Genomic DNA, 12,495 nt, shown 5'->3' with positions numbered 1-12,495 from the left:
AGCCGGCAAGCCGCGAAGTCCGCCGGCGCGCCCGGTTCTTGTCTGTCGTGCCGGGTCACGCCGCGCAAACATTTGTTCGCGACAGCGATCCACAATTTAATCTAGCCGCGCCAGAAGCGCAAAGGGTTTAGTCATACCAGCGGGTGCCTCCTGCTTGTCATCGGACCGTGGATCGTGTTTTATTCATGCACGGTTCATATTTTTCGTCCGACGCGGTTCATGGATTGGCCACGGACCGTTCATGCGACGTTCATGCGACGTTCATGCGCTATTCACGCGCCGTTCACGAATTGTTACGGGTTTGAGGACGCCCATCCCGGCCGGGCGCAGCGCCGCCGCGCGATTCTCAGGTACCATCGGCGCGACGCGCGCTGCCGCGCCGCGTGCATGCCTTTCGCGGCAGCAGGCCCGATGGCATGGCGCAAGCGCCTCGCCCCGGTTCACGCGCCACGGCGCACCGCCACCCCGTTCACTTTCGACCGTAGCCGTCACGCCACCCGATGAAGCCAGTCACCGGCCGCAAACGCTCTCCCCGTCTCGTCGCCCGTTTCGTCGCGATCTCCTGGCGCGATCTGGCGGTCTCGTTCGGACCGATCCTGCTGGTCGCCATCGCGGCGATCTGGGTCGCCGTGCGCCTGATCCAGCCCGCTCCGCCCAGCACGTTGACGATCAGCGCCGGCCCCGAAGGCAGCACCTTCTGGAACGCGGCGCAGAAGTACAAGGCGATTCTGGCGCGCAACCGTATCACCCTGAACGTATTGCCCTCGGAAGGCTCGCTGCAGAATCTGAAGCGGCTTTCGGATCCAAAGTCGAACGTCGACGTCGCCTTCGTGCAGGACGGAATCTCGCCCGGCCCGGTAAGCCCGGACCTGATGTCGCTCGGCAGCGTCGCCTATGTGCCGCTCGCGATCTTCTATCACGGCCCGACAATCACGCGGCTCTCCGAATTCAAGGGCTTGCGCCTCGCAGTCGGCGCCGAGGGCAGCGGCACGCGCGAACTGGCGCTCGCGCTGCTCAAGGCGAACGGCATCGTGCCGGGCGGTCCGACCAAACTACTGCCGCTTTCGGGCGACGACGCCGCCCAGGCCCTCGTTGCCGGCAAGGTCGACGCGGCGTTTCTGGCCGGCGACTCGGCGCAACCGGCGGTGATGGGCAAGCTCAATCGCACGCCGAACGTGCAGTTCTACGACTTCACTCAAGCCGACGCCTATACCCGCCGCTTTCCCTATCTGACGCAACTCCAGATACCCATGGGCGCGTTCGACCTCGGCAAGAACCTGCCGGCGGCGCCGATGCATATGGTGGCGCCGACCGCCGAACTGGTCGCGCGCGACTCCCTGCATCCGGCACTATCCGATCTGCTGATCGAGGCGGCACGCGAGGTCCACGGCAAGGCGAACATCCTGCAGCGCGCCGGCGAATTCCCCGCGCCGCTCGCCCACGATTTCCCGATCAGCGACGACGCCGCCCGCTACTACAAGTCAGGCAAGAGCTTCCTCTACCGGGTCCTGCCATTCTGGCTGGCAAGTCTTGCCGATCGGCTGCTGGTGGTCGTGGTGCCGCTGATCGTGTTGCTGATTCCGGCGCTGCGCGTCGTGCCGTCGTTGTACACGTGGCGAGTGAAATCGCGCATCTACCGCTGGTACGGCTCGCTGATCGCGATCGAGCGAAGCGCGCTCAGCGAGCACTCCGCCGCCGAGCGCGCCTCGCTGATCGAACGGCTCGATGCGATCGAGGAATCGGTGAACGGTCTGAAAATGCCGCTCGCCTATGCGGATCAGTTCTATGTGCTGCGCGAGCACATCGGCTTCGTGCGCGAGCGCCTCACCCATAGCCGCGAGGCCCAGCGCGACATAGCGGGCGAGCCGGACGAGCCAGGCGAGCCCGCCGAATCGGCCGGTTCCGGCGAAAGGCCCGAGCCGGGTTCGATGCCTGCTGAGCCTGCCGTCACGGATCCGAAGCGATATTGACCGGTGCAAGCCGCGGCTGCACCGCGTAAGATCATTACAAATCCGACGATCCAGCAGACGGCATCGTTCGGAACAGGCAATCCGGGAGACATTTATGTCCAGTGGCATCAACGCCAGGCAACCGCTGTGGTTCTACGATTTTGTCTCGCCGTTCACGTACCTGTTGCTCGAGCAACACGACAAATGGCCGGGCTTCGACTTCGCGTTCACGCCGGTCGTCCTGAACGATCTGTATCGCCACTGGGGCCAGCGGCCCGCTTATAGCGTGCCCACCAAGCGCATCTTCATGTATCGCCACGCGCTGTTTCGCGCGGAGCAACTCGGCATTCCGTTCAAGATGCCGCCGGCTCATCCGTTCGATTCGATGAAACCGCTCCTGCTCGCCACCGCGGCGAAGGGCGATATCGGCTTCGTGCGGGAGATTTTCCGTTTCATCTGGCGCGAGGGCCGCGACCCGTCGAGCGATGCGGCATTCGCCGAACTGTGCGAGCGCGTCGGCGTACCGGACGGCCCGGAACTCATCAGGAATGAAGAAGTGAAAGTGCAACTGCAGCGCAACACGGCCGATGCAATCGGCCTGGGCGTCTACGGCGTGCCGACCTTCTACCTGAACGATCAACTGTTCTGGGGCGAAGACGCATTGCCCATGGTGCTGTATTGCGCGCGCACGCCGAACTGGCTCGACTCGAAGGAAGTAAAGCGGATCAGCGTGCTGCCTTCGGGTCTGGCGGATAACTGAGTCGCGGATCGCCAAACGAAGGCAAAACGTAAGCTTGGTGCAAACAGGCGCACCGTTTGAGATGCGATTGCGTCAAAAAGGCTGTCCTGATGCCGGCCATACCGTGTCCGCTATGCCGCCACACCACAAACGGGCCTAAGGTTATAACCTTTGCGCCCTGCTCTCGCGATCTGGCTCGCGGGCGGCTCCGTATGACGCTTCATTCGGGTCCGACCTGCCTGCATCGCCTCCCCTGAACCATGGACGACGACTCCGCCGCCTCCCTCGATATCTGGCTCGTGCGCGTACTGCGCACGCTGATCGTCGAGCGCAGCGTCACACAAACCGCACTGCGCCTCAATCAGACCCAGCCGGCCATCAGCACCGCGCTGCGCAAACTGCGCGAGACGCTGAACGACCCGATTCTCGTACGCGGCAAGTCGGGCATGGTGCCTACCGAATACGGCGAATCGCTGCTGGCCTCGGCGCAACGTGTGCTGCGCGAAGTCGATTTCGTGGCGACACCGCATGGCGATTTCGATCCCGGCCGTTCACGCCGCACCTTCCGGGTGGCCGCGCCGGATTATCTGAACGACTTCTTCATGCCCACCGTCATCGCGCAGTTTCGCGAGGCGGCGCCGCATGCGCGTCTGGAGATCGATTCGCTGAGCCCGATGCTCGATCATTCGGCCGCGCTCGATGCGGGCGAACTCGATCTGGTGATCGGCAACTGGCCGAAGCCGGATCCCCGCTTCGAACGCAGCGATCTGTTCTCCGACACGGTGGTATGCCTGATGCGCGCCGATCATCCGCTCACGCGCGCGCCGATGACCCGCGAAGCCTATCTTGCCGCGCCGCATCTCGCGCCGACGCCTTATAGCGGCGCGAGCGGCGGCGCCGTCGACATCGGCTTCGCCCGGGCCCGCGCCGAACGGCGCATCGTCATCACGCTGCCCTACTTCGGCCTCGTGCCGCAAACGCTGCTGCAATCGGACCTGATCTTCACGACGACACGCCGGTTCGCGATGCACTATGCGAACATGCTGCCGCTCGCGGTGGTCGACGTGCCGATTCCGTTTCCGCGCATCAAGTGTTATCAGTTATGGCATCCGCAGCCGGACCGGCCGAGCGATGTCGGCTGGCTGCGTACGCTGATGTCGCAGGTGTCGGACGGACTGGTCGCGCAGAAGGTGCGGCGCGCGAAACGGCCGGCGAAAAAAGAAACGTCAGCCGCGGTGGACTGACGTTCTGGTTCGACGGTTGCCTGACGTGAGCGCAGGGCGCGTGACGTTCAACACATGTTCAACACATCGCGCTACTTGCAGTTATTCAGCGCAGTTATTCAGCCCCCCTGGCATTGAGCGCCTTGCGCTGACCGCCAGGCACCTTGCTCAACCCGTTTAGACGCTCGCGCAAAGCTTCTGCGTCACGGCTTGGGCCGCTGCTTCGCGTGTCCGAATCTGCAGCAACTCGGCGCACACCGCGACCGCGATCGCCGCCGGCGCTTTATCGACAATGCCGCTCACGCCGATCGGACAGGTCATCTCCACCAGCCGATCCAGATCCACCCCGCGATCCAGCAGGCGGCGCTCGAATTTCACGCGTTTCGTTTTGGACCCGATCATGCCGAAGTAGGTGAAATCGCGGCGCCGCATGATGCGTGCGGCAAGCGAAAAATCGAGCGCGTGGTTATGCGTCATCACGAGGAAATACGCGCCGGGCGGCGCCGTATCGACGATCGCATCAGGCGTGTCGGTCGCTTCGATCTGCACGTTGGCGGGCGTCTCGTCGGGGAACAGTTCGTCGCGCTCATCGACCCACTGGACCACGCACGGCAAGCTGCCAAGCAGCGTGACGAGCGCGTGGCCGACGTGCCCCGCGCCGAACAGCACGATGTGCATCGGCGCCGGACGCGGCATTTGAACGGCGCTGCGCCGGCCGATCTGAACGGAAGAAAAGTCGTTCATGGCGATCAATCCAGTTGGTTTCAATGATTGCACAATTTCCCCGGCTGGCCAGGTTCAAAGCGATCACGGCGTGACCCGCAGGCCACGCCATGCGCTCGACGCGCTTACTGCCGCGCCGCCGCAGTCGCTGCGCGCACCGCGCCGACTGCCTTGAGGATTTCCTCGCTGGTCGCGGGCGCGTTCAGCGGCGGGTTGACCTTATGGCCGCCCACGGCCGAGACCGCGTCACGCACCGCAAAGAACACCGAGAACGGCAGCAACAGCGGCGGCTCGCCGGTCGCCTTCGAGCGATGGATGCTGTCTTCCGCGTTGCGGTTCTTGAACAGACGCACACGGAAATCGGGCGGCGTATCGTTGACGGTCGGAATCTTGTAAGTGGACGGCGCGTGCGTCATCAGCTTGCCGCCGGCGTTCCACCACAGTTCTTCGGTCGTGAGCCAGCCCATGCCCTGGATGAACGCGCCTTCCACCTGGCCGACGTCCAGCGCCGGATTCAGCGACGCGCCCACGTCATGCAAAGCGTCCGCGCGCAGCACGCGCATCTCGCCGGTCAGCGTATCGATCACCACTTCGGATACGGCCGCGCCGTACGAGTAGTAGTAGAAGGGCCGGCCTTGCAGCTTCGATTGATCCCAGTAGAGCTTCGGCGTTGCGTAGAAACCGTCCGACCAGAGCTGGATACGCGCGACGTAGGCCTTCGCGATCACGTCTTCGAACGGCACGATCACCTCGCCGACCACCACCCGGTCGTGCACGAAACGCACTTGCGCGGCGGACACCTGCCCCGCGCCGAAGCGCTCGGCGGCAAAGACCGACAGACGTTCGCGCAACTGGCGCGCGGCATCCTGCGCTGCCTTGCCGTTCAGGTCGGAACCGGTCGATGCAGCGGTCGCCGACGTATTGGCGATCTTGCTCGTATCGGTCGCCGTGACGCGAATGCGGTTAAAGCCAATGCCCAATTCGTGCGCGACGACCTGCGCGACCTTGGTGTTCAAACCCTGGCCCATTTCGGTGCCGCCGTGGTTCACCAGCACCGAACCGTCGGTATAGATGTGCACCAGCGCACCGGCCTGGTTGAAGTGAGTCACGTTGAACGCGATACCGAACTTGACCGGCGTCAGCGCCATGCCCTTCTTCAGTACTTCGTTGTTCGCATTGAATTCGTTGATCGCCGCACGGCGGGCGCGGTATTCGCTGGTGGCTTCGAGTTCGTCGATCAGTTCGTGAATGACGTTGTCTTCGACCACCTGACCATACGGCGTCTGGTTGCGCTCGGTCTTGCCGTACAGATTGCGACGGCGCACGTCGAGCGAATCTTCGCCCACCGAACGCGCGACGTTGTCCATGATGTACTCGATCGCGAACGCGCCTTGCGGACCGCCGAAGCCGCGGAATGCGGTGTTCGACTGCGTGTTGGTCTTGCCGCAGAAGCCGTCGATCGATACGTCGGACAACCAGTACGCGTTGTCGAAGTGGCACAGCGCGCGCGTCATCACCGGACCGGACAGGTCGGCGGAGAAGCCGCAACGTGACGTCATGTCGACGCTCACGCCGTCGATCACGCCCTTGTCGTCGTAGCCCACTTCATACGTGTAGTGGAAGTCGTGGCGCTTGCCCGTGACCATCATGTCGTCGTCGCGGTCCGGACGCAGTTTCACCGGGCACAGCAGCTTCCATGCGGCGAGCGCCGCGCAGCACGCAAACAGACCCGATTGCGATTCCTTGCCGCCGAAACCGCCGCCCATGCGCCGGCATTCGATCAGCACGTTGTGCGACGCCACGCCCAGCGCGTGCGCGACCATGTGCTGCATTTCGGTCGGATGCTGCGTCGAACAATAGACGTGCATGCCGTCGTCGTCCTTCGGCACTGCATACGAAATCTGGCCTTCCAGGTAGAACTGCTCCTGCCCGCCCAGCAGCATCTCACCGGCTTCGCGGTGCGCGGCGCGGGCGATCTTCGTAGCCGCTTCGCCGCGGGCGAGTTTCATCGGCGGCAGGACATGCTGATTGGCGGCACGGGCCTGCTGCGCCGTAAGAATCGCGGGCAATTCTTCGTAGACGACTTCGGCGCGGCGCGCAGCCAGACGCGCGATTTCATGCGAGGTCGCAACCACGATGAACATCGGCTGACCGACGTATTGCACGAGACCGTCGGCGAGGATCGGATCGTCGCCGTGAATGATCGGGCCGACGTCGTTGACGCCGGGAAAATCCTCCGCGGTGAAGATCGCGACCACGCCGGGCGTGGCGCGCACTTTATCCAGCGACATCGAGACGATCTTCGCATGCGCTTTCGGCGACAGGCCGAGTGCGGCGTGCAGCGTGCCGGCGAGCGTCGGGATGTCGTCGGTGTAGGTGGCGCGGCCGCTCACGTGCAAATGCGCGGACTCGTGCGGACGCGAGACGTGGACCTGGGTAAAGTCGTCGAGATCCTTAAGATCTTTCAGGAACGGTTCGGCGTGCTGATTCATTCTGATGTTCTCCGTATCTTTCTGGCGTCAGGCGCTCGCGCCGGCCGGGGCGCAGGCAGCGGCAACTGCACGAACATCCAGCGCGCTCTTGGGCAGCGGATTGTTCGGACGCGTTTCGAGCCAGAAGCGGTACAACGTGTTCTTCGCCGCTTCGAGGCGGTAGTTGCTGGTGGCGCGCATGTCGGACAGCGGCGCGTAGTCGTTGCCGAGCGCGATCATCGCGGCCTGCGCGGTGGCTTCGTGCCATTCGGCGTCGCGCAGCACGGCCTCGGCATGCGTTGCGCGCTTCGACGTGGCGGCCATGCCGCCGAACGCGATGCGCGGCTCGCGGATCACGTTGCCGTCGGCGATGAAGGAGAACGCGGCGCACACGGCCGAGATGTCCGAGTCGAAACGCTTCGACAGCTTGTATGTGCGGAACTGCAGGTTCTTGCGCGCGCCGGTGCGCGATGGCACTTTCAGGCCGACGACGAACTCATGCTCGGCCATGTCCTTCTTCTGGTAGGCCAGGTACAGATCTTCGAGCGGCATTTCGCGTTCGATCTCGCCGCCGCGCACGATCACATGCGCGCCGAGCGCGATCAGGCCCGGCATCGAATCGCCGATCGGCGAGCCGTTGGCGATATTGCCGCCGAGCGTGCCGGCATTGCGGATCGGCAGCGACGCGAAGCGCTGCTGCATTTCGAACAGTTCCGGGTACTGCTTGATGATTTCCGTATAGGCCTTTTCGACGCTCACACCCGCGCCGATCTCGATCCAGTCGTCGTTAGTTTCGAGCTTCTGCAATTCGGCGATCTGCCCGACATACACGATGTTGCCCAACTCGCGCATCATCTTGGTGACCCACAGACCGATGTCCGTGCTGCCGGCGAGAATACGCGTGGCGGGTGCGGCTTCCTTGATTTTCGCGAGCGCCTCGACCGTGCGCGGCGCGTCGAACTGCTGGCCGGCGTGCTGGTAGTGGAACGTGTCCTTGCGCTCGAGCGTGGCGAGCGTTTTCGACAGCGCGTCGACGTTGACCGGTGCTTTCGGCGCGGGCGCTTCGAACATGCGCACGGCCGCGTCGACGATCGGACGATAGCCGGTGCAGCGGCACAGATTGCCCGTCAGCGCGTTGCTGATCTCGTCACGCGACGGCACGGTTTTATTTGCGCAGCTGTGCTCGTGGCCGTGCTTTTCGTACAGCGACCACATTGACATCACGAAGCCCGGCGTGCAGAAACCGCACTGCGAACCGTGGCACTCGACCATCGCTTCCTGCACAGGATGCAGCGAGCCATCAGGCTGACGCAGGTCTTCGACGGTGAAAAGCGCTTTGCCGTCCAGGGTCGGCACGAACTGGATGCACGCGTTCACCGCCTTGAAGTCGACGCCGCCCGCCTCATTACGTTCGCCGACCACGACCGTGCATGCGCCGCAGTCGCCCTCGGCACAACCTTCCTTGGTGCCGGTGCAATGCGCGTCCTCGCGCAGATACTGCAGGACGGTGCGGGTGACGGGCGCGTCCTTGATCTCACGGATCGCGTTGCGGTGGTAGAAGCGAATCGGCTCAGTCATGTCTCGTTACTCTCAATGTTCTGTGTCCGTTGGGACGTGCTGCGATGATGGTTCGAAAACTATCACCGTCAATAAATACAACCCATAGCGGGGATCGCATGCGGGACATATCCGCGAAACGATATAGAGATGGGTTTGAGGGCCGGTTGGCTTATGTTGATATGGCTGTTTTACAGCATTCTTCTACAAACTATAGTTTTTTAGCCATTGCCGATTGAAACCCGTTGATCCACCGGGCATGAAAATATCGCTCTCACGAGGTGAAGACGACCCTCTATATGGCTCCGGCACTGTTTATTCGGAGTCGGGATTATTAAGCAAACCCTGCAAGAGAATCGGTTCCATGGGAAAATCACGCCTTTCCGCCGTTTTCAAGTCTCGTTTTCCCCATGTCCACCGACTCAGCGACACCTCGCAGCGAATTTTCGACGACCATGCAGATCATTCCGGTCGTCTTTTTCACGTTTCTTTGCTACCTGACGATCGGTATTCCGCTGGCGGTGCTGCCTGGCTACGTCCACGACGACCTGGGTTACAGCGCGATTCTGGCGGGCGCGGCGATCAGCGTGCAGTACCTGGCAACGCTGGCATCGCGGCCGCTCGCCGGCCGTTCGGCTGACACGCTGGGGCCGAAGCGGACGGTGTCGATCGGCTTGCTGGGATGTGGCGCGAGCGGGGTTCTGTTGCTGCTGGCCGTGTTGTGTGGGCGCTGGCCGGTGTTGAGCCTTGCGCTGCTGGTGTGCAGCCGCCTCGTGCTTGGCTTCGGTGAAAGCCTGTGCGGGACGGGGGCGATTCTGTGGGGAATTGGCCGGGTGGGCACGAGCAATAACGCCCGGGTGATTTCATGGAACGGCATCGCGACTTACGGTGCGCTGGCAATCGGCGCGCCGCTTGGCGTGGCGATTGCGCACTCGATCGGGTTCGCCGCATTGGGGATTCTGGTGATTCTGCTGGCCGCGCTTGGCTTTTACCTCGCGCGGCTGATCGCGCCGGTGCCGATCGTGCATGGCGAGCGGATGTCGTACCGGAGCGTGATGACGCGGGTGCTGCCGCATGGGATTGGGTTGGCGCTGGGCTCGGCCGGTTTTGGGTCGATTGCGACGTTCATCACGCTGTTTTATGCCGCGCGGCACTGGCCTAATGCGGCTTTGTCGTTGACTGTGTTCGGCACGCTGTTTATTGGCGCGCGGTTGTTGTTCGCCAATACGATCAAGGTCTACGGCGGGTTCCGGGTCGCGATTGCTTCGTTCTCGTTTGAGTGCGCCGGGTTGTTGATGTTGTGGCTCGCGCCTGAGCCGCATATCGCGCTGGCGGGGGCGGCGTTGACCGGGTTCGGGTTTGCTTTGGTGTTCCCCGCTCTTGGGGTTGAAGCGGTTGGGCTTGTGCCGCCTGCTAGCCGCGGGGCGGCTTTGTCGGCGTATTCCGTGTTTCTCGATCTCTCGCTGGGGATTACCGGGCCGTTGGCCGGGTATATCGCTGGGGAATTTGGCTATGCGCAGGTGTTTTTGTTTGCGGCGGTGGCGTCTGCTTTGGCGGTTGTGCTGTCGACAATGATGTATTTGCGGAATTCGAGGGTGCCTAATTTGCCTGCTTCGACTTGAATTTTTTTTTGCCTGCGCGGCGCTTGGTTGACTGTGTGCCTACGGCGTTGGCATTTCCTTGTTCTGGCTTCTTCTTTGGCCTTTTCTTGAATTGATATTGGTCTATTAGTGTTGCCCCTGTGCGGGGCGGCACTTATTTTTTTGGCCTTTCCTTGCTGTGTTAGTGGTCTATTAGTGTTGCCCCTGTGCGGGGCGGCACTTACTTTCTTTGCCGCCGCAAAGAAAGATAAGCAAAGAAAGCGGCTCAAACCGCCAGCTCATAAGCGGGTCCCCCGCGCAGCCACGGTAGTGGCGCATCTGGAATCTGTGTTCTCGCACATTCCACCCTGGTGACAAGGCTGTCATACCTCCGGCGGCGCTACGCGCGCCGAACGGTCCTTCATAAAACCACCCACCACGCGTTCGCTCCCACGGTTTGCCCCATTCCCTGATTCGTCGCTGCATCGCAGCCGCGGGCACGACCGCCGCCGCGCAACGAATGCGCCGCATCGGCATTTCATTTGAAGTGGGATTCGCCAATAAGAGCGGAAGCACTTCGCCGAGGCGAAGCCGATGGCCCCCGCGACGCGAAGCGAAGCCTCTGGTTTCCCATACAGACCCATCCGCGACGCACGCAGTGCGGAGTGGGAGCGGATGAGCCCTGTGTCGCTAACGCGGAGTGTGCGAGGACACAGATTCCAGATGCACCACTACCGCAACTGTGCGGGGGACCCGCTTATGAGCTGGCGGTTTAAGCCGCTTTCTTTGCTTATCTTTCTTTGCGGCGGCAAAGAAAGTAAGTGCCGCCCCGCACAGGGGCAACACTAATAGACCACTATCAATTCAAGGAAAGGCCAAAGCAGCAGCCGCACAGACCAATAGCAAATCAAGGAAAGGCCAAAGAAAAAGCCAGAACAAGAAAAGGCCAACACCGTAGGCAAACAGACAACCCAGCGCCGCACAGGCAAAAAAAACAAACCGTCACTTCCCTTCCGACAACCCACCCTCAAGCGCCGCCACCCCAGCCGGCAACTCAACCTTAACCCCCAGATCCACCATCGTCCGTCCAAGCGCATGCAAGGTCCTGAACAGGTTGTGCTCCCGGCACTGCTCCCCCATCTGTCCAATCCGGACAATCGGCAAACCAAACGACCCCGAGATCTCCACCTGATGATGCCGCGAGATATGCCCACAGATATCGCCAGAACTCAGCCGCTCCGGCACCACGATACCGACCACCGAATTCAACCGGCAAGGCGCCGGCGCATAAAGCTGCAAGCCCAACGCAGTGATGCCCGCCTGAAGCGCCACCGAACACTTCAAGTGACGGGCAAAGCGCTTCTCAAGCGTCTCAGCGCACACGAGCCGCAGCGCCTCGTGCAACGCCAGCACCCCCGAAACCGGAGCGGTGTAGTGATAGCCCGCGTTATGCCAGAAATTTTCTGCCAGCGACGCATCAAGACACCAATGCGCATTCGCCGCCGTCCGCCCCTTCACCCGTGCCCACGCTTCATCCGAAAACGCAATCAGCGAGACACCCGGGATCGAAGACAAACCCTTCTGCCCGCCGGTAATCACCGCGTCGATACCCCACGCGTCCATCTCCAGCGGCATCGTGCTCAGCGTGCACACCGCGTCGACGATCACCAGCGCGCCCGCGGCCTTCGCCAACGCGGCGATGTCCTTCAAGTGGTAGTTCCATACGGTGTTCGACGTCTCGCCCTGCACCACCGTCACGATCTCGGGACGCTCGCGGCGAATCGCCTCCGCGATCTGATCGAGACTCGCGACCGACCGGTCCTCGACGTCGAGCGTGGCAACCCGCGCGCCGACGCGCCGTCCCATCTCCGCCATCCGCTCGCTGAAAAAACCGTTCTTGATGCTCAGCACACGAGTGCCTTCCCACGCGAGGTTGGAGATCGCCATTTCCATCGCGGCGGACCCCGGTCCGGCTACCCCCAGCACCCATTTCGAATTGGTCTGAAAGACGTAGCGCGCCATGGTCTTCACCTGGCCGATCACCTTCACCATCGTGCTGCCCAGGTGATTGATCACCACCGTATTGGCCTTGGCCACCGCCGCGGGAATCGGCACGGGGCCGGCGCCCATCATCAGCAACGGCTCTTCGGGAAGAATGGCGTCGAGCGATTCGACAACCGGACAGGGCACAAGGTGGGAAACGGGTTCGGTAGAGGGCGATGAGGTCGGCATGATCGGTACGTGAATGTCAGG

The 12,495-nt window shown here is 62.5% G+C and carries 8 protein-coding genes; 4 read left to right on the top strand and 4 right to left on the bottom strand.

What is annotated here, in order from left to right; genetic code table 11:
* The first annotated feature begins 500 nt into the window (after positions 1–500).
* From BCY88_RS21370 to BCY88_RS21360, 3 genes are all read left to right on the top strand, one after another.
* The gene (locus tag BCY88_RS21370) at positions 501–1,970 is read left to right on the top strand and encodes a TAXI family TRAP transporter solute-binding subunit (RefSeq protein WP_120346171.1); all 1,470 of its coding nucleotides are present in this window, start codon (positions 501–503) and stop codon (positions 1,968–1,970) included.
* A 94-nt stretch (positions 1,971–2,064) separates the two neighbouring features.
* A complete protein-coding gene (locus BCY88_RS21365) occupies positions 2,065–2,709 on the top strand; it encodes a 2-hydroxychromene-2-carboxylate isomerase (protein ID WP_120346170.1) in 645 nt (214 codons plus the stop codon).
* 239 nt (positions 2,710–2,948) lie between these two features.
* Complete coding sequence (locus BCY88_RS21360) at positions 2,949–3,932, top strand: LysR substrate-binding domain-containing protein (protein ID WP_120346169.1); 984 nt, start codon at positions 2,949–2,951, stop codon at positions 3,930–3,932.
* Positions 3,933–4,088: 156 nt separating this feature from the next.
* Here the strand turns inward: BCY88_RS21360 and xdhC are convergent, their stop codons facing one another.
* From xdhC to xdhA, 3 genes are all read right to left on the bottom strand, one after another.
* On the bottom strand, positions 4,089–4,655 hold the full coding sequence (xdhC, locus tag BCY88_RS21355; RefSeq protein ID WP_120346168.1) for a xanthine dehydrogenase accessory protein XdhC: 567 nt from the start codon (positions 4,653–4,655) through the stop codon (positions 4,089–4,091).
* Positions 4,656–4,759: 104 nt separating this feature from the next.
* Positions 4,760–7,126, bottom strand: a complete 2,367-nt coding sequence (gene xdhB / locus BCY88_RS21350; RefSeq protein ID WP_120346167.1) for a xanthine dehydrogenase molybdopterin binding subunit — start codon at positions 7,124–7,126, stop codon at positions 4,760–4,762.
* Positions 7,127–7,153: 27 nt separating this feature from the next.
* Complete coding sequence (xdhA, locus tag BCY88_RS21345) at positions 7,154–8,683, bottom strand: xanthine dehydrogenase small subunit (RefSeq protein ID WP_120346166.1); 1,530 nt, start codon at positions 8,681–8,683, stop codon at positions 7,154–7,156.
* Positions 8,684–9,072: 389 nt separating this feature from the next.
* On the opposite strand from xdhA, the gene BCY88_RS21340 reads away from it, so the two are divergent.
* Positions 9,073–10,284: an MFS transporter gene (locus BCY88_RS21340; protein WP_120346165.1), complete on the top strand. Its 1,212-nt coding sequence runs from the start codon at positions 9,073–9,075 to the stop codon at positions 10,282–10,284.
* 960 nt (positions 10,285–11,244) lie between these two features.
* Here BCY88_RS21340 and BCY88_RS21335 read toward each other — a convergent pair.
* Positions 11,245–12,474 carry a pyridoxal-phosphate-dependent aminotransferase family protein gene (locus tag BCY88_RS21335; RefSeq protein WP_120346384.1) on the bottom strand — a complete coding sequence of 410 codons (1,230 nt, stop codon included), beginning with the start codon at positions 12,472–12,474 and terminating at the stop codon, positions 11,245–11,247.
* Positions 12,475–12,495 lie beyond the last annotated feature (21 nt).

It is taken from the genome of Paraburkholderia fungorum, assembly GCF_003610895.1.
Classification (GTDB): Bacteria; Pseudomonadota; Gammaproteobacteria; order Burkholderiales; family Burkholderiaceae; genus Paraburkholderia; species Paraburkholderia fungorum_B.
The sequence above is the reverse complement of the archived record's forward strand: the minus strand, read 5'-3'. Positions and strand labels throughout refer to the sequence as shown.

Coding starts and splice junctions, on each gene's coding strand:
- BCY88_RS21340 (WP_120346165.1), top strand. CDS start 9,073: ATGTCCACCGACTCAGCGACACCTCGCAGCGAATTTTCGACGACCATG.
- xdhB (WP_120346167.1), bottom strand. CDS start 7,126: ATGAATCAGCACGCCGAACCGTTCCTGAAAGATCTTAAGGATCTCGAC.
- BCY88_RS21335 (WP_120346384.1), bottom strand. CDS start 12,474: ATGCCGACCTCATCGCCCTCTACCGAACCCGTTTCCCACCTTGTGCCC.
- xdhA (WP_120346166.1), bottom strand. CDS start 8,683: ATGACTGAGCCGATTCGCTTCTACCACCGCAACGCGATCCGTGAGATC.
- BCY88_RS21360 (WP_120346169.1), top strand. CDS start 2,949: ATGGACGACGACTCCGCCGCCTCCCTCGATATCTGGCTCGTGCGCGTA.
- BCY88_RS21370 (WP_120346171.1), top strand. CDS start 501: ATGAAGCCAGTCACCGGCCGCAAACGCTCTCCCCGTCTCGTCGCCCGT.
- xdhC (WP_120346168.1), bottom strand. CDS start 4,655: ATGAACGACTTTTCTTCCGTTCAGATCGGCCGGCGCAGCGCCGTTCAA.
- BCY88_RS21365 (WP_120346170.1), top strand. CDS start 2,065: ATGTCCAGTGGCATCAACGCCAGGCAACCGCTGTGGTTCTACGATTTT.